25 protein-coding genes are annotated in these 23,634 nt (G+C 44.4%); 13 read left to right on the forward strand and 12 right to left on the reverse strand.

Annotated elements, in window-relative coordinates; translation table 11 throughout:
- Positions 1 to 8 precede the first annotated feature (8 nt).
- The 5 genes from udk to RLN88_RS01910 are packed head-to-tail and all read right to left on the reverse strand — an operon-like array spanning position 9 to position 3,737.
- Positions 9 to 617: a uridine kinase gene (gene udk / locus RLN88_RS01890; protein ID WP_350219676.1), complete on the reverse strand. Its 609-nt coding sequence runs from the start codon at positions 615 to 617 to the stop codon at positions 9 to 11.
- Positions 610 to 1,194, reverse strand: a complete 585-nt coding sequence (gene rdgB, locus RLN88_RS01895; protein WP_350219677.1) for an RdgB/HAM1 family non-canonical purine NTP pyrophosphatase — start codon at positions 1,192 to 1,194, stop codon at positions 610 to 612. Before rdgB ends, udk begins: the two co-directional genes overlap by 8 nt.
- Positions 1,195 to 1,821, reverse strand: a complete 627-nt coding sequence (locus RLN88_RS01900; RefSeq protein WP_350219678.1) for an FKBP-type peptidyl-prolyl cis-trans isomerase — start codon at positions 1,819 to 1,821, stop codon at positions 1,195 to 1,197.
- 9 nt (positions 1,822 to 1,830) lie between these two features.
- Positions 1,831 to 2,730: an FKBP-type peptidyl-prolyl cis-trans isomerase gene (locus tag RLN88_RS01905; RefSeq protein ID WP_350219679.1), complete on the reverse strand. Its 900-nt coding sequence runs from the start codon at positions 2,728 to 2,730 to the stop codon at positions 1,831 to 1,833.
- A complete protein-coding gene (locus tag RLN88_RS01910) occupies positions 2,727 to 3,737 on the reverse strand; it encodes a DHH family phosphoesterase (RefSeq protein WP_350219680.1) in 1,011 nt (336 codons plus the stop codon). Before RLN88_RS01910 ends, RLN88_RS01905 begins: the two co-directional genes overlap by 4 nt.
- A 134-nt stretch (positions 3,738 to 3,871) precedes the next feature.
- Between RLN88_RS01910 and RLN88_RS01915 the strand changes: the two genes are divergently transcribed.
- A complete protein-coding gene (locus tag RLN88_RS01915; RefSeq protein WP_350219681.1) occupies positions 3,872 to 4,291 on the forward strand; it encodes a nucleoside-diphosphate kinase in 420 nt (139 codons plus the stop codon).
- Positions 4,292 to 4,339: 48 nt separating this feature from the next.
- Here RLN88_RS01915 and RLN88_RS01920 read toward each other — a convergent pair whose 3' ends face one another.
- The gene (locus RLN88_RS01920) at positions 4,340 to 5,110 is read right to left on the reverse strand and encodes a segregation and condensation protein A (RefSeq protein WP_350219682.1); all 771 of its coding nucleotides are present in this window, start codon (positions 5,108 to 5,110) and stop codon (positions 4,340 to 4,342) included.
- 148 nt (positions 5,111 to 5,258) lie between these two features.
- Here RLN88_RS01920 and dxs point away from each other — a divergent pair, with 148 nt between their 5' ends.
- The 3 genes from dxs (at position 5,259) to RLN88_RS01935 (ending at position 9,254) form a co-directional block, all read left to right on the forward strand.
- Positions 5,259 to 7,175, forward strand: coding sequence for a 1-deoxy-D-xylulose-5-phosphate synthase (gene dxs, locus RLN88_RS01925; protein WP_350219683.1), 1,917 nt, complete (start codon positions 5,259 to 5,261; stop codon positions 7,173 to 7,175).
- Between the two features lie 65 nt (positions 7,176 to 7,240).
- Complete coding sequence (locus RLN88_RS01930; protein ID WP_350219684.1) at positions 7,241 to 8,719, forward strand: MltF family protein; 1,479 nt, start codon at positions 7,241 to 7,243, stop codon at positions 8,717 to 8,719.
- Between the two features lie 88 nt (positions 8,720 to 8,807).
- On the forward strand, positions 8,808 to 9,254 hold the full coding sequence (locus RLN88_RS01935; RefSeq protein ID WP_350219685.1) for a hypothetical protein: 447 nt from the start codon (positions 8,808 to 8,810) through the stop codon (positions 9,252 to 9,254).
- Here the strand turns inward: RLN88_RS01935 and RLN88_RS01940 are convergent.
- From RLN88_RS01940 to RLN88_RS01950, 3 genes are read right to left on the reverse strand one after another with little or no spacing between them, the layout of a single operon-like run.
- Positions 9,214 to 10,545 carry an FAD-dependent oxidoreductase gene (locus RLN88_RS01940; RefSeq protein WP_350219686.1) on the reverse strand — a complete coding sequence of 444 codons (1,332 nt, stop codon included), beginning with the start codon at positions 10,543 to 10,545 and terminating at the stop codon, positions 9,214 to 9,216. The two genes, RLN88_RS01935 and RLN88_RS01940, sit on opposite strands and share 41 nt — an antisense overlap.
- Positions 10,535 to 11,809 (reverse strand): kynureninase, encoded by a 1,275-nt coding sequence (kynU, locus tag RLN88_RS01945; protein ID WP_350219687.1) that lies wholly within the window; start codon positions 11,807 to 11,809, stop codon positions 10,535 to 10,537. Before kynU ends, RLN88_RS01940 begins: the two co-directional genes overlap by 11 nt.
- A 4-nt stretch (positions 11,810 to 11,813) precedes the next feature.
- Entirely contained in the window at positions 11,814 to 12,347 is a 534-nt protein-coding gene (locus tag RLN88_RS01950; RefSeq protein ID WP_350219688.1) for a 3-hydroxyanthranilate 3,4-dioxygenase, read from the reverse strand.
- Between the two features lie 41 nt (positions 12,348 to 12,388).
- On the opposite strand from RLN88_RS01950, the gene RLN88_RS01955 reads away from it, so the two are divergent.
- Together RLN88_RS01955 and RLN88_RS01960 are read left to right on the forward strand one after the other, a co-directional pair.
- Positions 12,389 to 13,165, forward strand: a complete 777-nt coding sequence (locus RLN88_RS01955; RefSeq protein WP_350219689.1) for an SDR family oxidoreductase — start codon at positions 12,389 to 12,391, stop codon at positions 13,163 to 13,165.
- A gap of 4 nt (positions 13,166 to 13,169) precedes the next feature.
- Positions 13,170 to 14,597 carry an aldehyde dehydrogenase gene (locus RLN88_RS01960; RefSeq protein ID WP_350219690.1) on the forward strand — a complete coding sequence of 476 codons (1,428 nt, stop codon included), beginning with the start codon at positions 13,170 to 13,172 and terminating at the stop codon, positions 14,595 to 14,597.
- A gap of 54 nt (positions 14,598 to 14,651) precedes the next feature.
- On the opposite strand, the gene RLN88_RS01965 is transcribed toward RLN88_RS01960, so the two are convergent.
- On the reverse strand, positions 14,652 to 15,386 hold the full coding sequence (locus RLN88_RS01965) for a hypothetical protein (protein WP_350219691.1): 735 nt from the start codon (positions 15,384 to 15,386) through the stop codon (positions 14,652 to 14,654).
- Between the two features lie 216 nt (positions 15,387 to 15,602).
- Here RLN88_RS01965 and RLN88_RS01970 point away from each other — a divergent pair, with 216 nt between their 5' ends.
- Positions 15,603 to 16,871: a dipeptidase gene (locus tag RLN88_RS01970; protein WP_350219692.1), complete on the forward strand. Its 1,269-nt coding sequence runs from the start codon at positions 15,603 to 15,605 to the stop codon at positions 16,869 to 16,871.
- A gap of 9 nt (positions 16,872 to 16,880) precedes the next feature.
- On the opposite strand, the gene RLN88_RS01975 is transcribed toward RLN88_RS01970, so the two are convergent.
- On the reverse strand, positions 16,881 to 17,498 hold the full coding sequence (locus RLN88_RS01975) for a carboxypeptidase-like regulatory domain-containing protein (protein ID WP_350219693.1): 618 nt from the start codon (positions 17,496 to 17,498) through the stop codon (positions 16,881 to 16,883).
- Positions 17,499 to 17,569: 71 nt separating this feature from the next.
- Here RLN88_RS01975 and RLN88_RS01980 point away from each other — a divergent pair, with 71 nt between their 5' ends.
- The 6 genes from RLN88_RS01980 to RLN88_RS02005 all read left to right on the forward strand — a co-directional run bounded on the left by RLN88_RS01980 (position 17,570) and on the right by RLN88_RS02005 (position 23,181).
- Positions 17,570 to 17,953 (forward strand): ArsR/SmtB family transcription factor, encoded by a 384-nt coding sequence (locus RLN88_RS01980; protein ID WP_350219694.1) that lies wholly within the window; start codon positions 17,570 to 17,572, stop codon positions 17,951 to 17,953.
- Positions 17,950 to 18,636 (forward strand): YjjG family noncanonical pyrimidine nucleotidase, encoded by a 687-nt coding sequence (locus RLN88_RS01985; protein ID WP_350219695.1) that lies wholly within the window; start codon positions 17,950 to 17,952, stop codon positions 18,634 to 18,636. Before RLN88_RS01980 ends, RLN88_RS01985 begins: the two co-directional genes overlap by 4 nt.
- Before the next feature lie 88 nt (positions 18,637 to 18,724).
- Positions 18,725 to 20,350, forward strand: coding sequence for an L-glutamate gamma-semialdehyde dehydrogenase (pruA, locus tag RLN88_RS01990; RefSeq protein WP_350219696.1), 1,626 nt, complete (start codon positions 18,725 to 18,727; stop codon positions 20,348 to 20,350).
- On the forward strand, positions 20,350 to 20,769 hold the full coding sequence (locus RLN88_RS01995) for a VOC family protein (protein WP_350219697.1): 420 nt from the start codon (positions 20,350 to 20,352) through the stop codon (positions 20,767 to 20,769). Before pruA ends, RLN88_RS01995 begins: the two co-directional genes overlap by 1 nt.
- 65 nt (positions 20,770 to 20,834) lie before the next feature.
- Positions 20,835 to 21,617 carry a hypothetical protein gene (locus RLN88_RS02000; RefSeq protein WP_350219698.1) on the forward strand — a complete coding sequence of 261 codons (783 nt, stop codon included), beginning with the start codon at positions 20,835 to 20,837 and terminating at the stop codon, positions 21,615 to 21,617.
- A gap of 37 nt (positions 21,618 to 21,654) precedes the next feature.
- A complete protein-coding gene (locus tag RLN88_RS02005; protein WP_350219699.1) occupies positions 21,655 to 23,181 on the forward strand; it encodes a sensor histidine kinase in 1,527 nt (508 codons plus the stop codon).
- Here RLN88_RS02005 and RLN88_RS02010 read toward each other — a convergent pair.
- Complete coding sequence (locus RLN88_RS02010; RefSeq protein ID WP_350219700.1) at positions 23,178 to 23,576, reverse strand: response regulator; 399 nt, start codon at positions 23,574 to 23,576, stop codon at positions 23,178 to 23,180. The genes RLN88_RS02005 and RLN88_RS02010 overlap by 4 nt on opposite strands.
- Between the last annotated feature and the right edge of the window lie 58 nt (positions 23,577 to 23,634).

The following is a 23,634-nucleotide window of genomic DNA, read 5'->3' on the forward strand; positions in this document are numbered from 1 at the left end:
TAGTAAAATCACGGATTTAGAAAAGCGGTGATCACTTTTAATGCGACATCAAAATTTTCATGATTGGGAATGATGAGATCGGCACAATCCCGTGAGGGCTCGATGTATTTTTTATATGCTGGGGTCACATGGTGTTCGTACCTGTATAAAACATCTTCCAGATCATACCCTCGCTCTTTTGCATCCCTTATGATCCTTCGTTTCATCATGAGGTAATCAGGCGCTTCAATGTAGAGTTTGAGGTCTAGCAGATCGCGGACACCCTTCATGTGAAAGACGAAAATACCCTCCACAAGTATGACTGGCTTGCTTTCTACTTTGATGAATCGAGGGTTCTGATTCTCCCTGTCATTGTTGTAGGTATATTCCTTTAGTTCGATGGACTCTCCCGCAATAAGCTGTGTTAAGTCTGAAGTGAACTTTGCTTCATCTATGGACTGAGGAGTGTCGAAATTTTCAATGCCCCTTTTGTCTTTAGGCTGGTGCTCTTTATCGATGTAGTAGTTGTCCATCGAATGGAGGGTGGAGTCGGGCAATAGTTTCATGAGTTCTTTCATGAAGAGTGTTTTGCCAGAGCCACTACCTCCGGTGATTCCTACTACTATTGGCTTATTCATTTATTTGATGAAGGTATTCTAGGAGTTTCTGAACCGCTTTAGCCCGATGGGAAATTCTGTTTTTCTCTTCTAAAGGTAGCTCGGCAAAGGTTTTATCATATCCCTTTGGGATAAATATCGGATCATAGCCAAACCCGTTCGTGCCTCTTTTGGTATTATGAATTGTGCCCTCAATAACTCCCTTAAATTGATGAGAATCCCCCCTTTGGTCAATCAGAGTGATGACGGTCTGGAACTCAGCCGACCGATCTGCTTTGTCTTGTAGTTTGCTGAGCAACAGATCCATGTTCGCATCATCGTCTCGTTGTTCACCGGCATATCTTGCAGAGTAAACGCCGGGCTCCCCACCCAGCGATTTTACGACAAGCCCACTATCATCTGCAAATACGGGAATATGTTTTCTCTCGAAAACATATGAAGCTTTGATTTGAGAGTTTTCTTCAATAGAAGTCCCGGTTTCTGCTATCTCCTCAGTAATCCCTAATTCGTAGAGACCAACGACAGATAAACCGTCAGGGACCATTTGTCCGATTTCCTTCACCTTGTTTTCATTATGCGAGGCAAAGCAGATTTGCATTTATTGTTTGGTGACTTTTATGGGATAGAGTTCGAAAGCTATGGGTGTGTTAGGAGCTATGAAGTAGCCTTCTCCATTTTGCCCGTATGCAAGATTTGAAGGAATCAAAATCAAGGAAGATCCTCCAACATTCAGATGCTTAAAAGTTGCAACGATTCCATCAACATACCCTGGAATAAATCCTGGGGTAGTACTTGTGGCTTTTGGCAAGGTCCATCCAGATTTGGAGTATGTGATTTTTGTTGGTGTATAAGAGATATTCCCAAAAACGGTAAACCCTTTCCCATCTATAATGATTGGATTTTCTGTATAATGAGCCTTTAAGGAGTCACCCACTTCTTTGATGGATGTATCAAAAATGGTATCTGAGAGAGTAAATCCAGTATAGTGAAATTCAACATGATCACTTTCGTCAATGGCTTGACCAGATCCTTGGTCTAGGATGATATATCTTACTCCGGATAGAGTGGTATCAAAATCATTATATCCTTTATCGGCCAGATAGTCTTCAATCAGATCTATATCAATGGCCTTTTGAATAGAAGGATCTTCTTGAATCAACACGTTACCATCACCGCAGGAAGACATAAATAACACAGAAAGAATTAGATAAAGAACTCTTTTCATATTCGTTTCTTATTCCCCTACTTTGACCAACTCTACGTCAAATACCAGGATGGAGTTTGCTTTAATAATGGGACTTCTATCCCTACTTCCATATGCAAGGGTACTTGGAATATAAAGTCGCGCTTTGGCTCCTTCATTAAGCAAAGCGATACCTTCGTCCCACCCCTTGATTACCTGACCTCTTCCCAATGGAAATGTATATGGCTCATACGGTTCTCTTCTTTCATCATAAAGACCCTTTTCCATTGCCATATCCTTATTGCTGGAATCAAAATATTCTCCGTCCAGAACCCATCCTGTGTAGTCTACAGTCACCTTTTGGCCAACTTCCGGTTTTGGGCCATTTCCTTCCTCAGTGATAACGTACCTCAGTCCGCTTTCAGTTTTTTGTGCATCGATATTGTTTTCCGTTAAGTAATTGTCAATGATTTCATTATCAATGGTAATTTGCTTTGCGGCTGCTTCCTCCGCTTTTTTAGCCACCATATCAAAGTAACCTTGTTCAGTTAACTGATCAATGTAGGCAATCTGAAATTTGATTTTGCTATCAGCAGCTATCGAGTCTGGCCTGGGAGCCCGGAAGGTTTTTTGAAATAGATCGGAGGCAGGAAGTTCAAAACTAACACTGTCTCCTACTTTAAGTCTGACTAAAACTTCAAATAATTCTCCCTGGTCCAAAAGGCCTTCGTTTGGCTCAACTTTTAAAGGAATGGGTTCACCCGCATCCATCATGATTTCACCTTCTTCTGTCGTATACTTGATACGAAGCATTGAAACCAGGCTGTCAACTGGAGAATCTCCACCCCCTTTCCGAAGATAAGTCACCTTCGTTCCTGCTTCTGTTTCAAATGAATTTGAACCGCATGCAGCTAAGCTGATTGCGAGTATGATGTATCCTAATTTTTTCATTTAACGTGTGTTTTTAAAATATCTTCTTCGATTAATTTTTTGAATTTCTCCTCCGTTTCTTTCAGTGAAAGCTCCGACATTCCACCGGAGGCATTCTTGTGCCCTCCGCCTCTGAAATATTCCTCCGCGAATTTATTAACAGCAAAGTCCCCGATGCTCCTAAAAGAAAGTTTTATTTCGTTTTCTCGCTGAATAATAATGGCTGCAACAACTATACCCTTGATGGAAAGGGCGTAATTTACCAACCCTTCCGTATCACCTTGCTTCAGACGGAAATCTTTGAAATCTTCTTCACCGATCACAAAGTACGCGATTCGGGCCTCTTCATTCACCTTAAGCTTTTCTGCCAGCGCATGACCTAGAAACTTCAGCCGGTGCAACGAATTAGTATCATAAATAAGCCGGCTCACCTTGTTGACATCTGCTCCAAGATCAATTAGCTCCGCCACCATTCGATGAATCTTGGAGGTTGTGGAAGGGTGCTTAAAAGATCCCGTATCTGTCATGATCCCGGCGTAAAGGCATTCAGCTATTCCTTTGTCTATGACTTCTTTCCCACTATAATCCACAATCAGATCATAAATAAGCTCTGCGGTGGCTGCCGCATGGTCATCCCAAAAGTTGAAGTCCGGATTTATCTCCGGATTAAGGTGATGATCCACCAGTGCAATTTTTGCTTTCGTGCCCTCTGCCACTTCTTTCATATCCTTGATCCTGCCAAAACCGGAATAGTCCAGGCAAAATAGCAGATCGGCAGAGAAAATCAATTCATCTGATTTTTCCTTATTCTTTTCATAATTGATCACTAAGGGATTTCCTGGCATCCATTCCAGAAAGTCAGGATAGCTATTGGGAACAATGGTGCTCACCTCCTGACCAAGCCTGACCAGAAAATGATGCAAACCCAACGAAGACCCTAATGCATCCGCATCCGGATTTGCATGGGTGGTTATAACGATCTTTCTGGGGGTTTGTAAGAAGTCCTTGAGCGCCTGTGTGTCCTTCATAAAAAATGCCCTGAACGGGCAAATGTGAACGGCAAAATTAGTAACATTTATAAAACCCAATAATGCTGAGTAAACTCTTTCTGATTCCTTTATTTTTGCGGGCGATTTAAAAAGCGTAAAAAACAAAACAAATAATGGCTGGAAAAAAGACTTTTACTATGATTAAGCCGGATGCCTATGCAGCTGGTAATGCCGGTGCGATCATTAAAATTATTGAGGAGGCTGGATTTAGAATTGAAGCAGCAAAGCTGACAAAACTGTCTGCAGAGCGTGCTGGTCAATTTTATGAAGTTCACAAGGAGCGACCTTTCTACAATGACCTTGTTTCTTATATGTCGTCAGGAGCAATCATTGCGATGGTGCTTGAAAAAGACAATGCGGTGGAAGACTTCAGAAACCTGATTGGTGCCACTAACCCAGCGGAGGCTGCTGAGGGAACGATCAGAAATTTATTCGCAACGTCCATCGAAGCAAATGCAATCCATGGATCAGATTCGGATGAAAATGCCGCGATCGAGGCGAGCTTTTTCTTCTCAGCAATGGAGCGATTCTAAGAATATTTGGTTAAAAAAAATGAAAGCCTGTGATTATTCGCAGGCTTTTTATTTGGCATCCACCATGGTGGTCTCGTCCCGGCGCTCTATCCAGAAATTATTAAATCCTTCTCCGAGGGATATAACAATTTGCTTGAGCTGAAGTAGCTCCAGGATGGAGAGGAAATTATAGATGACAAGAATTTTGTCTGGTTTCTCCTGGATCATATCTACAAAAGATAGCTTTTTCCCATACACCAGTCGCTCCATCAATTTAGCCTTTTGCTTCTCAATGGTATATGGATATTGTATTACTTGATGCACAGGCTTGTTCTGCTCAAATTCGTAGCGTTTCATTACTTTCTGAAACACCTTCATCATCTTGTACAAATCGAGATCCTGCATCTCAGCTTCCACGTTGATGGTCTCTGAAAGCTTTTTGATTTCTTTCTTCAGATTACCTCGCTTCTCACGATCCAGACGGTCAGCCTCCATCTTAGCCAGGGTCGCCACCACAGACTTATATTTTTTGTACTCAAGTAGATGCTTTACCAGTTCTTCCCGAGGGTCTATTTCATTGCCTTCCTCATCAATGACTGGTCGGGGAAGTAACATTTTTGCCTTGATCCGCATCAAAGTAGCTGCTACCAGTATAAACTCACTGGCCACTTCTACATTCAGCTTTTCCAGATGCTCTAAATAGTGGAGGAAGTCTTCGGTAATTTTGGAGATTGGGATATCATAAATATCCAGCTCATCCCGCTCAATGAAGAAGAGTAATAGGTCAAATGGCCCCTCAAAAAGGGGCAGTTTTATTTCAAATGTCTGCTCTGTAGCCACGGTTCAAAATTACCGACATTATGGAATTTCAACTTTGTTTAATTTACCTTTCTGTCTAATGCTTAGTTTTGCAAACTATCTTTTTTCGTAAGTAGGATAATTCAAACAATCTAAGCCTGAGAGCGTTTGGAAGAAATACTGTAAAAACATGGAGATTAAACCGGGACCTCTTTTATCCAACATAGACTCACCAGATGACCTGAAAAAGCTGGATGTGAGAGAATTGACTCAGGTTTGCCAGGAACTTAGGGACTTCATCATCGACAATGTCTCTGTGTATGGAGGTCACTTTGGCGCCAGCCTGGGTGTGACTGAGCTCACCGTGGCGCTTCACTATGTTTTCAATACACCAAAGGATCAGTTGGTATGGGATGTAGGACATCAGGCGTATGGGCATAAAATTCTCACCGGCAGGAAAAGCGTATTCCATACCAATCGAAAGTACAAGGGCATCTCAGGGTTCCCCAAACGAAGTGAAAGCGAATACGACACGTTTGGAGTTGGGCACTCATCCACCTCCATCTCAGCAGCGCTGGGTATGGCAGAAGCCTCCAGGCTGAATGATGAGAAAGATAAGCATCACATTGCAGTGATTGGCGATGGAGCCATGACAGGCGGGATGGCTTTTGAGGCGATGAATCATGCCGGAGTGAGTAATTCTAACCTGCTCATAGTGCTAAATGATAATTGCATGTCCATCGACCCAAATGTAGGGGCACTGAAGGACTACCTCACAGACATCACCACAAGCCAGACCTACAACAGGGTAAGGGATGAAATCTGGAAACTGTTGGGTAAAATCAGCAAGTTTGGCCCCAATGCGCAGGACATAGCCGCCAAAGTGGAAAACTCCATGAAAAGCTTTCTGCTGAAACAAAGCAACCTCTTCGAGTCACTCAACCTCAGGTACTTTGGCCCTATTGACGGCCATGATGTGAATCACCTTGTGGATGTGATGGAGGATTTGAAAAAAATCCCCGGCCCCAAGATTTTGCACTGCCTTACTGTGAAAGGAAAGGGGTATGATCTGGCCGAAAAGGATCAAACCCTGTGGCATGCCCCCGGCACGTTCGATAAAATCACCGGAGCGATCAATAAGAAAAAATATGATACGCCTCAGCCACCGAAATTTCAGGATGTCTTCGGTCATACCCTGGTTGAGCTGGCGGAAAGAAATGAAAAAATTGTAGGGATCACCCCTGCTATGCCTTCTGGTTCTTCCATGAAAATTATGATGGATGCCTTTCCGGATCGGTCGTATGATGTGGGCATTGCAGAGCAGCACGCCGTGACCTTTTCCGCCGGACTTGCCACTCAGGGCATGGTTCCCTTTTGCAATATTTATAGCTCTTTTATGCAGCGCGCTTACGATCAGGTGATCCATGATGTCTGCATTCAAAACCTGCATGTAGTTTTCTGCATGGATAGGGCAGGAGTAGCAGGTGCAGACGGGCCTACACACCATGGAGCATATGATGTCGCCTACATGAGGTGTATACCAAACATGGTGGTGTCAGCACCGATGAATGAATCGGAACTACGGAACCTGATGTTAACAGCCAGTGAGCACGATGGCCCTTTCTCTATCCGATACCCACGTGGAGCTGGAGTGATGCCGAAATGGCGTACCCCGTTGGAGAAAGTCGAAATCGGAAAAGGAAGGAAGCTGATTCAAGGAGCAGACATAGCCATTTTATCGTTGGGACCAGTAGGGAATTATGCACTGGATGCAGCGGAAGCACTCCAAAGGGAAGGCCTAAATCCATCCGTTTACGACATGCGATTTGTGAAACCTTTGGATGAGGAATTGCTGCATGAGATATTCCAAAATCACCACTTCATCATCACAGTGGAAGACGGCTGCCTGATGGGTGGCTTTGGATCTGCCGTGCTGGAATTTGCATCGGATCATGACTACCATTCATCAGTGAAGCGTTTGGGTATACCCGACCGAATAGTGGAGCACGGCGAGCAACCGGAGCTACACAGAGAGTGCAATTACGATGCTGAGGCAATCAGAAAAGCGGCAATGGAGTTTGTCTCCAATAAAAGCTTGATCGTCTAAATCAGGCTCTTCTCTACTTCAATCCAAACCCTCATTGGAATATTTTGAGTATTTTAAGAGATGATATGAAGGTTTATTCAACGACCGCCATCCTTTATGTTGTCCTATGCCTGGGAGTCTTCTCCTGTAAGCAATCATCCTCCAGCCAGGCCAAAGACGACTATCCTGAACGAGACGAATTTGTCATCGATCTTGACCTGGGCAAAATCAAAGAACGGGGGTATATCACCGCCATCATGGACAATAGCTCTACAGGCTTGTTCGTCTACAAAGGCAAAACCATGGGCTATGAATACGAGCTCCTGAAAATGTTTTGTGAGGAGCAGGGCCTTCAGCTTCGCATAAATATTACTCAAAACCTGGAGGAAGCCTTCAACAAGTTGAATACGGGTGAGGGGGATATCATGGCCTATAACCTTACTGTGACTAAGGAGCGAAAAAAACGGATCGCATTCACACATTACCACAACCTGCAACGACAGGTGCTGGTTCAAAGAAAGCCGAGAAACTGGCGGCAAATGAAACTCCATGAGATAGAGGCTGAGTTGATCAGAGATCCGGTGGATTTAATCGGCAAAGAAGTAGTGGTACGCCCGCACTCATCCTATTATGACCGGATGGTTAATCTTTCCGAAGAAATAGGAGGGGATATCCTGATCGTGCCGGGAGATACCAATACTGAGACCGAGCAATTGATAAGGCATGTGGCGGAGGGAAAAATTGACTATACAGTTGCAGAAGAAGACATTGCCCTCGTAAACTCTACCTACTATCCCAATCTGGATATCAAGACACCTGTTAGTTTCTCCACTCAGATTGCATGGGGCGTTAGAAAAAATGCCGATGGATTGCTCAAAGCATTGAACAGCTGGATTCTGCGAATGAGGAAAACGACGGATTACTATGTGATCTATGATAAATATTTTCGCAGCTCCAAATCGGCTTTAAGGCGATCAAGAAGCAAATATTCTTCTCTGAGCGGTGGTCACATTTCTCCATATGACTCTTTGATTCAAAACGCTGCTGACCAGCTGGGATGGGACTGGCTACTGCTTTCAGCCCAGATTTTTCGTGAGTCAAAATTTGATGAGAGGGCAGAGTCCTGGGCAGGAGCCATAGGATTGATGCAGGTGATGCCGCGAACCGGACGGGAATACGGAGTAGACAACCTGTACGATCCGACTCAAAACATTTATGCCGGGACGAAGCACCTGGAGTGGTTGCAAAATCAATGGGAAGATAAAATTGCTGACAGGGAAGAGCGAATGAAGTTTGTGCTCGCCTCGTACAACGTGGGACTAGGGCACCTGCAGGATGCCGTTCGCCTGACTGAAAAATACGACGGAAATACCCAGAGTTGGCAGGAAGTGAGCGAATACCTGATCAAGAAGTCCAGATCAAAATACTTCAACGATCCCGTGGTGGAATTTGGCTATTGCAGGGGCTCTGAGCCGGTAGAGTATGTAGATCTCATCTTTGATATCTATCAAAACTATAAGGAAATCCTGCAACGGGAGAGCCAACCCGAGCCCATGGTACAATAAATGGTCATAAAGTCGAGGGTTACTTCCAAATAATGTCGGGTATCTATGGAAACAGTCCTATATTTAGGATTTTAATACCCACCCTGATATGAAAAATCAGCACGAAACCCTGTTAGAGGAATACGGAAAGGTTCGTAAATCCGATCTCTCAATTGATCAGTTTACCTATATTTTGAAAATCTACCCATCCCTGCTGGTGTGTATGAGCGATGGCAAGCTGGATCCTGAAGAATGGGACGGGGTGCTAAATATTTCTAAGGGCCTGGCGCTTTTATACTTAGACCAAACCCCAAATACAAACGCAGAAAAAGTCGAGACGCTTTTCAGGACTGAATTCAGGTACTTACTGGAAAATATCGACAAATGGGAAAAGAAATTCCTGAATACCCTTAAGAGCTATTTGGAGGAGCATCCTGACGAAAAGGAATTCGTTTTTGAGGCCATGTATTTATTTGCGAATGCTGCGGATGGAATAGGCCATGAGGAGCAGCGGATCATTGACCAGCTTTCCAGCCGCCTTGCTTTAGAGCATTAAATCGCTCCATCACTTTACTGAAATTAATTTCATCCTCCTCTTGCTGGAGGAATTCATCCATGACTTGCTTTTGGATTTTTCCCAATCTCAATGCCTCAGAATAGGGCATGTCTGAGAAAGTCACCATGCTGTAAAGCGGTATCCACTCTTTTGGGTATTGCTCCTGAATTTTAGACTCCAGTTTCTTTCTTCTCAGGAAATTCGGATCACCCACATGGTCACGCATCTCAATGAAGTTGTGAAGTGCAAGGTCCAGTATCGCATCCGCATCCTTCTTTCGTCTATTTGAAAATTCAGGTAGGATTTTGTCCCAGTCCCAATTCATTGCCTCAGCCATTTCTGCAAACAATCGTACATCTTCAAATCCGGAATTCATTCCCTGGCCATAGAATGGCACAATCGCATGAGCAGCATCACCCAGCAGGATGCTTCGGTTTTTATGCCATGGCTCACACTTGGTCGTCACCAGCGATGAAGTAGGATTATGGAAAAACTGATCCACCAAATCTGGCATCAAATCCTTCGCATCTTTAAAATATTGATCAAAGAAAGAGTCGATATCCTCTCGGGATTTTAATGTACTGAAAGACGGAGTGCCTTCAAATGGGAAGAACAGCGTGCAGGTAAATGTTTTGTCAGCATTGGGCAGGGCAATCAGCATGAAATTACCCCTGGGCCAAATATGGAGATAGTTTGGCTCCATGAGGAATTTACCATCAACAGGCTCAATACAAAGCTCTTTGTAGCCGTGCTCAATGTAATGTTGCGAAAAATTGAAGCGATCGGTGAATTGCATTTGTTTACGGATCGCAGAAAATGCCCCGTCCGTTCCCACAATCAGATCAGCCTGAATAGTTTTGCCATTTTCGAAGGTAAGGGTGCTTGCCTCAAAATCCACATCTGTGCACTTGTGATCAAAGTAGACGTCCACTCCGGCCTGCTCTGCACTTTCGATGAGCAGTTCGTTTAGCTGAGCCCTGGAAACGGAGTTGATAAACTGTCCCTCTTTTCCATAGGGCTGAAAAGTAAGCTCTCCAGCCTGGTCGTGCATCATCCGACCTTTCATCGGGATTAGATATGGCTCGATGGTTTCAAAAACTCCGGCCATTTTCAGTGGGCGAATCCCCCTATGGCTGAGCGCCAGGTTAATAGACCTACCTTCAGCTATTTCGGATTTCCGTGGGTCTTTCCTTTTCTCGAAGATCTGCACATCAAATCCTTTTTTCTTTAAAATGACGGCCAGGAGCGAGCCAACTAAACCTGCCCCGACAATGGTAATTTTATCCTTCATGGGCGATAGCATCTTCTAAAATCGAAACAAAATTGACCACATCTTCAAATGTGTTGTAAAGAGGTACCGGGGCTACTCGGATCACATTCGGCTCTCTCCAATCAAGAATAACACCTTGCTCAATGAGATATTCGAAAACGCTTTTTCCGTGGTTGGTCAGGTACAATGAAAGTTGCGCACCACGTTCTTCCGGAGTGGAGGGTGTGAGGATTTTGATCTGACCGGAAAGTACCGCAGAGTTCAGGATGAGCTCTTCCATCAGGTTTGTTAGCTTCAGGCTTTTTGCCCTCAAATTCCCAATTCCAGCCTCATCAAACAGCTGAAGTGAGGCCAGGTGAGCCGCATAAGAGAGGATATTCACGTTACTAAGTTGCCAGCCGTCCACAGTCGGGATCGGATTGATTTGATTGGCCATTTTAAACCTGGAATCCGAATCGTGCCCCCACCAGCCCGATAATCGTGGCATTGCTTTATTGGCACCATGTTTTTCATGGATATAAAGCCCGCCAACACCACCCGGGCCCGAGTTCAGATATTTATACGTGCACCAAACCGCAAAATCAACTTCATGTTCATGGAGCTTCATGGGAATATTTCCAACCGCATGTGCCAGGTCAAACCCGGCATAGGCACCTGTTTGATGAGCTGCTGCGGTGATCTTTTGAATATTGAAAAATTGCCCCGTGTAATACTGTACTCCCGGGAACATGACCAGTGCCAGCTCGTCCCCTAGTAAGTTGATCTTTTTTAAGATTTCTTCCGTGCTCAGATAGTCAGACCCATCTGCTGGATTGAGCTCTATCAAATGCTCTTTTGGATCTAATCCACTCACCTGAATGCGTGAGTGAACCGCATAAAAATCTGATGGGAAAGCCCCTCTTTCTATCAGTATCTTGGTTCGCTTCCCTTTAGGCTGATAGAATGATGCCATCGCCAGGTGCAGGTTGGTGGTCAGGTTATTCATCGCCACCACTTCATGCTCATGTGCTCCTACAATTTTCGCGAGAGGAGCTTTAGAATTTTTGTGATAGCTCACCCATGGCTTATCTCCGGTGAAATGCCCCTCTACACCATGTTCCTTCCATTTCTTCAGTTCCTCGTCAAGGTACCTACTCGTGGTTTTTGGTTGCAAACCCAGTGAGTTTCCGCATAGGTAGATGCAGTCTTTTCCGTTCTTTTGCGGGAAATAAAATTGAGACCTGAATGAAGCCAACGAATCTTCAGCATCGAGCTGTCTGGCTTTTTGTACTACTTCTTCCTTCAAAATACTAGTTGTCAGTGAACCTCGGATCGGTTTCCATTACTTCACCGCAATTATCGCAAGTTCTCAGTTCTTCGGAATTGAAAAACTCCTTAAATCTTGGAAGAAAGTCCTTTTCAATGTTGGTGAGGTGGAAATAGGTATCATGAAGCTTGTGGTTGCAATGATCGCAAAACCACATAAGCCCATCCTTATGCCCAGACTCCCTTTTTCGCTCGATGACGAGCCCGACTGAGTTTGCCGGTCGGGCAGGCGAGTGAGGTACTTTCGCAGGGTGCAGATACATTTCTCCGGCTTTTATTGGCACCTTCACGGCTTTTCCATCCTCTTGTATGGTCACTTCGATATCTCCTTCCAGCTGGTAGAATAGCTCTTCCGTTTCATTGTAGTGATAGTCCTTACGGGCATTGGGTCCGCCTACGATCATCACAATGTAGTCTCCTGCATCGGCATAAAGGTTTTTGTTGCCAACAGGAGGCTTGAGAAGGTCTCGGTTTTCATCAATCCATTTTTGCAGGTTGAAAGGTCTTTTTATCGCCATGTCAGAGATGTTTATTTTTGAAGAAAAGTTAGAAAAAATTTATGGATTTAGACCTGAAAGGACGAAGAGCTTTGGTTTGTGGTAGTTCGCAGGGCATGGGATTGGCCATAGCACAGGAGCTGAGCGAAATGAGGGCCAATGTCACACTTTTTGCCAGAAATGAATCTTCTCTTCGAGCGGCGTTGAGCAGACTCTCACCGGGAGATCATGACTATCTAGTTGCAGATTTTGATGATCTGGAAGCTGTGAAAGAGGCGGTAAGGGTAGGTCTGAAAAAGGGCACCTATCAGATATTGATCAACAATTCAGGAGGACCTGCACCAGGCCCATTGGCAGATGCCAGTCTATCGGACTTTGAAATCGCAATGAAGCGGCATCTCCATGTAAGCCACACGCTGGTGCAGGAGTTGCTTCCGGGCATGAAGGAGGCCAACTACGGTCGTATTGTGAATATCATTTCTACCTCGGTAAAGATCCCCATTGCAGGCTTGGGCGTGAGCAATACCGTGAGGGGAGCGATGGCTTCCTGGGCCAAAACCCTGTCCAACGAGCTGGGTGAATTCGGAATTACTGTAAACAACATCTTGCCGGGCTTTATCAATACCGCTCGCATTGAAAGCCTCGTATCTGGAAAATCGAAAAAGCTGGGCGTATCTGAAGCTGAGGTTGAAGCTGAGATGAAAAAGTCCATTCCCGCAGGCAGGTTTGGAGAGCCGGAGGAGATCGCTGCATATGCCGGACTCTTATGTAGCAAGAGTGGAGCCTACATCAATGGAACAAGTTTAAGAATAGACGGTGGACGGACCGGATCAATTTAATACCATGCAGAAAATTCAGAATTTCATCAATGGAAAATATGTAGACCCTGTCAAGGGAGAATACATTGATAATGTAGAACCAGCAACAGGAAAAGCGTTTGCCCAGGTACCAAACTCCAGCATTGAGGATTTGGAACTTGCGATTGACGCAGCTCAGGCAGCCTTTCCAGCTTGGAGTACAATGTCAGTGGACAAGCGGAGTAGAATTCTACACAAGCTGGCAGACCTAATCGAGCAGAATCTGGATGACTATGCACTCATGGAGAGCCGGGACAATGGCAAGCCGCTGTGGCTGGCCAAAGCGGTGGACATCCCACGTGCCAGCACCAATTTCAGATTTTATGCATCAGCCATTGTTAATTTTTCTACCGAGGCACAGGTTTCGGAGGGCTTCATGGTCAATTACACCCGAAGGGCGCCCGTTGGGATTGTGGGATGTATCTCACCATGGAATCTTCCTTTATATCTTTTTTCCTGGAAGATTGCTCCTGCTCTCGCCATGGGAAACTGTGTGATTGCAAAGCCGTCCGAGCTTACGCCGATGACCGCCTACCTGCTTGGTAAACTGGCCAATGAAGCCGAAATGCCTGCCGGTGTTCTTAATATTCTTCATGGAGAGGGAAAAGGGATCGGGCAGGCCATCGTAGAGCATGAGGCAACAAAAGCGATCTCCTTCACGGGAGGAACAGCAACGGGAAAAATCGTGGGAGCTACGGCATCACAGCAATTCAAAAAAGTATCGCTGGAGCTGGGGGGCAAAAACCCAAATATCATTTTTGCGGATTGTGATTTGGATGAAGCTGTGAAGACCAGTGTGAAAAGCTCCTTTACCAATCAGGGGGAAATATGTCTATGCGGATCCCGAATCCTCATTGAAGAATCCATTTATGAGGAATTCAAGAGGCAATTTCTAGAGGAGTGCGAAAAGCTTGTGGTAGGAGATCCTATGGATCCCAAAACCACAACTGGCGCCCTGGTTTCAGAAGCACACCTCAACAAGGTGGATTCTTACGTTCAGCTGGCAAGGGAAGAAGGAGGCACAATTCTGACTGGGGGCAAGAAGCTTGACAGGGAAGGGTTTTATTACGAGCCAACAGTCATTGAGGGGTTGGATGAAAATTGCAGAACCAATCAGGAGGAAATATTTGGCCCTGTAGTCACACTGAACAAATTTAAATCCGAAGAAGAGGCTATTGAAGTAGCCAACTCAACAAGATATGGGTTGTCATGTACTATCTGGACATCAAACCTCCAAAGGGCTCATCGGGTAGCACATGCCGTGCAATCTGGCATTATCTGGGTGAATTGCTGGCTTGTGAGAGATCTCAGAACACCTTTTGGAGGAATGAAGGATTCAGGTATTGGAAGAGAAGGGGGAGATGAAGCCCTTCGTTTTTTCTCCGAGCCTCAAAACATCTGCATCAAACTTTAGGCATAAAAAAACCCTGACAGTTGTCAGGGTTTCGAGTTCTATTCGGTTTTCAAATTATGCTGTTTCTCCAGCTTTCAATCTGGCAATTTTGAAAGATTTTCTTTCCTTGTGACCACAGTACCCACAAGCGTAATACTTCATCAATTCACCCTCTTCAGTTTCGGATGCTGTTTGTATCACTTCCTCCCTGTCCACTTTCAATGTCTGATAGTTACAGTTGCTACACTGCAAAGCATGCAGTCTACCGTTGTATTTCTCAATTTTAGTGAAACCAGACTCCTCGTCTATCCACACATCATAATCCACTGAGAATGCATCTTCCTCTGCCTGCATACCTTCATCAAGGTAAACATCCTCTTCTTCTTCACTCAGAAGTTTCATTTTTCTTCCATCAGGGGATGTTCTTGGAGTATATCTGAGTTTTTTCAATCGCTTTTCTATGAAAAACGGGTAGTAAAACTTCAAAACGTTTTGGATGATTACACCAAGAATCACAGCGAACATTGAACTCATAAAGAGTCTCACGAAGAACCATAACCAGGTTGATTCATCAAAAATGGTATTGAAGAAAAGCGTAGCACCTATGATGATAAGCAATGCTCCATTCCACAGCATGTTGATTTCATGCATATTGATGTAGTCATATCTGGTTTTGTAATCTCCTGTTGCCAGCAGCTTTAAATAGTGGCCTAGCAAAATCAACACTCCAACTCCAGCCACAGCCATGGCCAGATAACCTCCGTAAGTGTTCCAATTATTTAGTAGTTCAGGTGAAATAGGGTCAGTCATAGCGTCTGTTTATTAAATCGGAAAATGCTCCGTATACAAAAATGTCACATTTTTTTAAAAACTCAACGAATCAAATCTAAAATAAGAAGGTGCTAAAACCTTCTAATTTTCTTGTAAAATATCAAAAAAATGTAACACGAGCAATGCTATTTTATGCAACAGGGGTCTGGTATCTATTCGGTATTTTTGTTGAAATCAATCAATCTGAAACACAATATGGATTTTTTAACTAAAAAACTATTCTCATTATTCTTTTTGGCAGCTCTGGTCATTGGCTGTACTCCCACTCAGAAAGAGACCAAAAGCATCAGCGAAATGTCTGATGAAGAGCTGGGTGCACTGGCAGATTCGCTCGCCCAGAAATTCATCATCGTGGATGGGCACGTGGATTTGCCTTACCGAATGAACGTGAAAGGCTTCATGATCACCAAGACCGTGGAGGATGTGTCTGTGGAAACCACCGGAAACTTTGACTATCCTAAAGCAAGGAGAGGAGGACTTGATGCACCATTTATGTCGATCTATGTGCCATCCAGGTATCAGGAAACAGGCGGTGCAAAAGAATTTGCCGATTCGCTTATTGACATGGTGTCCAGAGTGCCAGCTACCTTCCCTGAAAAATTTGCCATGGCCAATACACCCGCTGACATTGAAGTGAATTTTGCACAGGGATTGATCTCTTTGCCTATGGGGATGGAGAATGGTGCACCAATTGGAGATGACATCAGCAATGTGAAGTATTTCTTCGACAGAGGCATCAGATACATTACCCTTACGCACTCAAAGGATAACCAAATCTGCGATTCATCTTACGATACTGCATACACCTGGAATGGTGTGAGCCCGTTTGGAGAGCAGGTGATAAGTGAAATGAATAAATGGGGCATCATGGTAGATATTTCTCATGTGACAGACAGTGCCGCATTTGATGCTTTGCGATTGACAAAGGTACCTGTGATTGCCTCTCACTCTTCATGCAGGAAATTCACTCCAGGTTTTGAGCGCAACATGCCCGATACGCTCATCAAGGCATTGGCAGCAAATGGTGGAGTAATTCATATCAATTTTGGGTCAACATTCCTTTCAAAGGAGTCTCAAGACAAGTTTGAGAAGATGAGGGAAGATCTCACTAATTACCGTGCGGAGAATGGCCTTTCTTCTGAGGACTCGGTGTATACAGCTTATGCTAAACAGTATGCAACTGACAATGACGTATTCGAAGACATCCAAAAAGTGGCCGACCACATCGATCATGTGGTAAACCTGGTAGGTATAGACTATGTGGCACTAGGATCCGACTATGATGGCGTGGGGGACAGCCTTCCCAAAGGAATGAAGGATGTATCCACCTATCCAAACCTGATCAAGGAGCTGTTGAAAAGAGGGTATATGCCAGAGGATATTGAGAAAATCTGCTCGAAGAACACGTTCCGAGTTTGGAGAAAAGTGCAGGAGGTAGCTAAGGAGCTACAGTCAGAGGTGTAATTTTTTTGATTATTTCTTTCGCTTGAGCGAGTTGATAAAATTCGCCCAGGCGAAAGGATTTAGCAGTTGGTTCTGAGGTGGGGAATAACGATTGATATAAGATTGTCTTTGCAGCTGCATGTAGGCCTGGTGATTCGCATTTGGCGATGCAGGGACGTTCAAGTAAGCATCGGACATATATTGTGCATTCAGCCACTGGTAGATGTTCGCATATTGTTTTTGATCAGGCAGTTCCATTGTGATCAATGCCTCCTTAAACATACTCTCGGTGGGATATGGTCGTATCTCAACTTCCTCCAAAAAAGTGATGTCATCCTGCAAAGCAATGATTACTCGAAGACTGGATTCGCCATCATGTCTGGGTACAATGAAGTAAGCCCTTTTATAACCTACCGCACTAAAAATCACGCTATCACCCTCCAGCACCGGCAGGGAAAAGAATCCGTAGGGGTTTGTGGTAGTACCACGCCCGGACTTTGGGATATACACGTGCGTGCCCGGCACTACAGAGATGCTGTCAGAGCCAAAGACCACCCCGGTAAACTGGATAACCTTTTTGGAAGACTCCTGAGCATTTACCTCAGCAAGTGAAAAAAGAAAGAAAGAAAGAATCAGTAAATATCTCAAATCAAGTTCCTTTATCTATTTAAAAGGGTTTTAGCCAATAAAAGTTTAACTTCGGTAAAAGTAGTGAAAAAATGAGGCTAAAGAATTTCAATCTGTCTTACGGCACCCAGATTTTCAAGTCATTTTCAGACGAGTCTCGCACGCGCATCATTCATTTGCTATACAGGCAGGAGGAGCTTTGCATCTCAGACCTTGAAGCAATTTTGGACTTCACCCAAACCAAGACTTCCAGACATATAACGTACTTAAAAAATGCTGGTTTGGTCACATACAGAAAATATGATCAGTGGGTGTTTTACAGCATCAAGGAAGAAGGCTATGATATGGTGAGCCAGATTTTTGAGTTTCTTAGCAAAGACCCCATCTTGCGCAAGGATTTGGAAGTGTATAAAACCATGAACGCAAACCTTGCGTTGGCCAAAAACAAGATAGAGGCGAAAAAGTACAATAGGTGAAAGGAATCAGGCACATTTTCTTCGATCTGGACCACACACTTTGGGACTATGATCGAAGCGCTCAGGAAACATTGTTGGAAATCTATACACAGCTAGAGCTGTCCGCTTCGGGCATCTCAGAAAAGAAGTTTGTCAACACATTTTACGAGGTAAACGACAAACTCTGGGTAAAATATAACAATGGTGAGATTGATCGGGAATACATTAAAAATGAACGGTTCAATGAAGTGTTTCTGACCTCCGGCCTTGATGTGATTCACTCAAAAATGGCTTCTTCCTACTTTTTGGACAATTGCTCGCAGAAGCCATACCTCATGCCGGATGCACGCACAGCCTTGAATTACTTGTCTGCTAAATACGAACTTCACATCATCACCAATGGGTTTCTTGATGCCCAAAACAGAAAACTCAGTAATTCCGGCATCACCAGGTATTTCAATGTGATGGTGACCTCCGAATGCGCAAATCACAGAAAGCCCAGCCCGGAGATTTTTGAGTATTCACTCAGGGAAGCAGGTGCCTCAAAAGAAAATAGCATTATGATTGGGGACAATCCCAAAACCGATATCCATGGGGCCAGAGAGTTCGGAATGAAAACAGTCTTTTATAATCCGTCCGGAAGGAAAAAGTCACTTGCCGATTTTACCATCCAGTCACACATGGAGCTCCTCAAGCTCTTTTGATTCACCCCATTTTTACACTCAGTCATTCCGGGGATATTTTTGAACTATTCGGGTTACTTTTGCGCTCCATAAATAAACGAGAAAAGAGATGCCAAAAGGAAATTTTTTTACCCCCGATTCCATCAATGAGCCTGTTTTAAGTTACGCACCCGGCACAGCCGAGCGAGACGTGTTGCTGAGCAAATACAAGGAAATGTACAGCCAGCAAATCGAAGTGCCAATGTACATTGGTGGAAAGGAAGTACACACGGATAGAAAAATTCCAATGACGTGCCCTCATGAGCACCAGCATATTTTGGGTCACTTTTCAGAAGGATCTTCTGCTCATGTGAAAGATGCCATCAATGCGGCACTAAAAACCAAGGAAGCATGGGAAGGCATGATATGGGAGAATCGGGCCAGCATTTTCTTGAAAGCCGCTGACCTGATCGCTGGTCCATACCGTGCCAAAATCAATGCCGCCACCATGCTGGGGCAAGGTAAGAATGTACATCAGGCCGAGATCGATGCGGCATGTGAGCTGATCGACTTCTTACGGTTTAACGTAACCTTCATGCAGGAGCTGTATATGCAGCAACCCATATCATCAGAAGGGGTATGGAACCGCATGGAGTATCGTCCTCTTGAAGGATTTGTTTTTGCTATCACCCCATTCAATTTCACCGCTATCTCTGGAAACCTACCCGCCGCACCCGCAATGATGGGCAACACGGTAGTATGGAAGCCTAGCTATACCCAGGTATACTCTGCCAATGTGATCATGGAAGTATTTAAGAAAGCCGGCCTTCCCGATGGCGTGATCAACCTGATCTATGTAGATGGCCCTGTGGCTGGTGAAGTGGTTTTCAATCATCCGGATTTTGCCGGATTACACTTTACAGGCAGTACTGGGGTATTTAAAAATCTTTGGAAAACTATTGGTGCTAATCTCGACACTTATAAAACATACCCGCGGATTGTGGGCGAGACAGGCGGAAAGGATTTCGTGGTAGCTCACAAATCTGCAGATGCAAAAGAAGTGGCTACAGGCCTGGTGAGGGGGGCGTTTGAATACCAGGGTCAGAAATGCAGCGCTGCATCCAGGGCCTACATTCCGTCTAACTTATGGGACGATGTGAAAAAATTCATGGTGGAGGATCTGAGGTCAATCAAAATGGGCTCACCGGAAGATCCATCCAACTTTGTGAATGCTGTTATCGACGGAATAGCATTCAAGAAAATTGCAGCCTACATAGACGATGCAAAAGCAGCCAAAGACGTGGAGTTGATCGCCGGAGGTAACTACGACGACTCAAAAGGATGGTTCATTGAGCCAACCGTTTTTCTGGCGAAGGATCCAAAGTACCGAACCATGTGTGAGGAAATATTCGGGCCGGTGCTGACTATCCATGTATACGACGCAGAGAAATTTGAAGAGATATTGGATGTCGTTGACAATACATCACCATATGCGCTGACAGGAGCTATTTTCAGCAAGGATAGATATGCTGTGGATCTTGCCACCTATAAACTTAGAAATGCTGCGGGCAATTTCTATATAAACGATAAGCCTACAGGTGCAGTAGTTGGTCAGCAGCCATTTGGAGGAGCCCGAGGCTCTGGTACAAATGACAAAGCCGGAGCGATGATGAACCTGATGCGATGGGTGAGCGCGCGAACAATCAAGGAGACGTTCGTTTCCCCTACAGATTACAGATACCCATTTTTAGGATAATGGCGGGCCTTAGACCGTTTCATCTGGCTGTCCCCGTAAAAGACCTGAACGAGACCCGGGCCTTTTACAGGGACATCATGGGTTTTGAAGAGGGTCGTTCATCCGATCGATGGGTAGACTTTAATTTATATGGCCACCAGTTTGTGATCCACATGGTTGATGAAAAGGTAGAACTGGAGACGAACCCGGTGGATGGTCATGCGGTACCGGTTCCTCATTTTGGAGTGGTGCTTTACTGGGAGGATTGGCAAGAACTTTCCGAAAAGTTAAAAGCCGCAAATGTTAAGTTTATCATTGAACCTTACATTCGATTTGAAGGACAAGTAGGTGAGCAGGCCACCATGTTTTTCCTTGATCCGTCCGGGAATGCGCTAGAGTTTAAGGCGTTTAAAAATGATTCTGAAATCTTTGCTAAATAGGCCAAACCGTTCTTTTTTAGCCAAATCTTCTCTACATTCAGTTTTGTTTCTAAAAGCCAATGAGTGTGCCAAAGGAAAATAGGATTGATGCCATCATGAAGCTGACCATGTCGGAGGCTTTGCAGAGTGGAAAATTTAAAGATTTCATTTCCGAATTGATCCCCGTGGTTTGCAATAGCCTGAATGCTTTTCGGGTATCCTTTTGGCTTCATCGAACAGAGCGTGACGAGTTTGAAAGTATTCAATGCTTTGATATGGAAAGTAGAGAAGCATGCAATGGTGAAGCATTAGACAAATCCACTTTTCCTCAGTTTTGTCAGACTTTAAAAAGTGAGCCTTTCTTACATATCGAGAGCACCAATGAATCAAAGGAATTGGAAGAATTTGTGGTGGATCATCTGCTGAAAAATAAGCTACGATCCTGGGCTAGTATCCAAATCTGGAATGAGCACAATCTGTTCGGAATTTTAGCGGTGGAATGGAAAGCAAATAAGGACTTCACCGAGGTGGATCAAATGATCATGGTGACTGCTGCCTCTTTGATCAGTCGGTGTTATGATGCACTGTTGAGATTGAAGGAGGATTTTTTGCACAGATCAGAGCTAAGCTCACTGAAGGGTGAGGAGAAGGAGAAGGAGAAACTTGCCAGAAAGCTTTCTGATCACGCCTTTTACACCTCTCACAGTATCCGCCATCCTTTGTCCACCATTTTGGCATTGATCGATTTGATTAAACTTAATTGGGAAAACAGGGAGGCCTATGAAGAGTTATTGCAACAATTGAAAATTGAAACCATGAACCTGGACGATGCAATCCGTGTGATGACCGCAAAAATTGAATTAGATTAGTCCCGGTTTTTAAGAACTGCGCCAACCATCACCCTAAATGACCAAGCGACCTAACCGAATAAAGGAGGTAATACTCCGCCGCAGCACTTTCATCATATTTCTGATACTGATCCTGGGTGCTTTCGGCCTGCTGCGAATCGTCACAACGCACAAAGACATTGACGATGTAGCCAACATAGACCTTCCCATCATCGAAATACTGACCCAGGTAGAGACCAATCAATTGGAGCAGGCCATTTCTTTCGAGCGGGCAATTCGGTATGCGGAGGAGATGAGTCCAGGCAATGAAGTAGCCATTCATGGATTTGCCGAGGCAGACAGCACTTTCAGGTACCTGGCTCAATTGGTTGATGTGGATTTGCTCGAAGCAGAGCAAGCCGTGACTGATGCATTAAAGATGACAAATCAGGAGGCTCAGCGGATCAAATTGAAAGGTTTACTTCTGTCCATCAAGAAGCTGGAAAGTGACCATACAAGCTACGAAGACCATGCTCTTGAGGTCATGGATTTGCTGGAGGAGGGCAGGCTGGAGGAAGCAGTTTTTGCATCCGAGAGGGTAGAATCTGAGGAAGATCAATTCAATAAACAAGTGGAAGGTGTTCTCATGCGCCATGAGATGTTTACAGAGGCTTTGGTAAAAATTGTGGAGCAGGAAGAGGTGCTTTCCATGAAATGGATCGTGACCCTCACTCTGCTTTTTATCATCCTATCCTTACTTGCGGTGTATACATTTAGCTATAAAATATGGAGGCCGCTGGAAGATATCCGAACCGGTGCAGAGCGGATAGGTAAGGGCAACCTGAGCACACGGATCAAGCTCAGCTCTAATAGCATCACCAGTGATATTGTAGAATCGTTTAATGAAATGGCTGATCGACTAAGCTATTCCCAAAAGGAAATCGATCAGTTTATCCACTTCTCCTATAGCACCGCTGACGACCTTAAGGCACCAATTACCAACCTTGGCTCATTGTTGGATATGCTTAGCAAGGATAATTTAAACGCCTCTAATTTCAAGGCTATCCTTAACAATGCGAAGAAGACCAATCAGCAACTCGAAAAGTCCGTCAATGCACTTGTAGAAGTTAATAAAGTCAGGGAAGAGCTGCCATCGGACAAGGAGGAACTGATCGTCGATGAGGTCTTGAAGGAGGTAGTAGCCAACACGATCACCAAAATCAAAAGCTCCAATGCAACTATAAAAAAGGATTTTTCCGAGTGCCCAATGGTTGAGTATCCCAAGTCCCAGCTCAGGGTCATCTTCAAGCATCTGCTTGCCAACTCTCTTGCATACCGGGACCCGGAAAAGCCGCTTCAGATTAAGGTGAAATCAAAGAGGGTGAATGGCTACACCACCATCATTTTTAAGGACAATGGGCTGGGCTTTGATTCAATAAAATATAAGGATGAGATATTCAGGCCTTATACGAGACTTCATTCGCATGTGGATGGTGCCGGACTTGGATTGTATGTGATCAAGACAATCATAGATTATCACCGTGGAGGCATCCGTGTGGAAAGTGAGCCTAGAAACGGCGCAACGATCGCCATTCGATTGAACTAGTTGGCCAGATGCTGGTCGTAGATGGTTTCAAGCAGTTCTGGCGACAAGGGCTTGGAAATGAAGGCCGTAATTTGGCTGGAAGAAGACGCCCGCTCCTCGTCTTTGGCTGAAATAGAGGAAGTCAGCATGATAATTTTGGTAGCCCCATTCATGTTCAGTTTTTCGTACTCCTCGATAAAATCCCAACCATCCTTTTCAGGCATATTCAGATCAAGAAAGACAACATCAGGCTTCTCGTCGGAATTTTTCGTTTGGCTAAGAAACTCAATGGCATGAGAGACATTATTAATAGACTCTACTTCATTTGCAAATTTTGCATGCTTGATGATTACCGAGTTGATTGAATTGACGATATCGTCATCGTCAACAAGAAGTACCTTTCTAAATGTTTTCAAGGATTATTGATGGTTTGGGTATAAAGTTAAGAAAGCACTATGAAATTCTGATTTTAGC

Origin of the sequence: Ekhidna sp., assembly GCF_040223195.1 — a bacterium.
Classification (GTDB): Bacteria; Bacteroidota; Bacteroidia; order Cytophagales; family Cyclobacteriaceae; genus Ekhidna.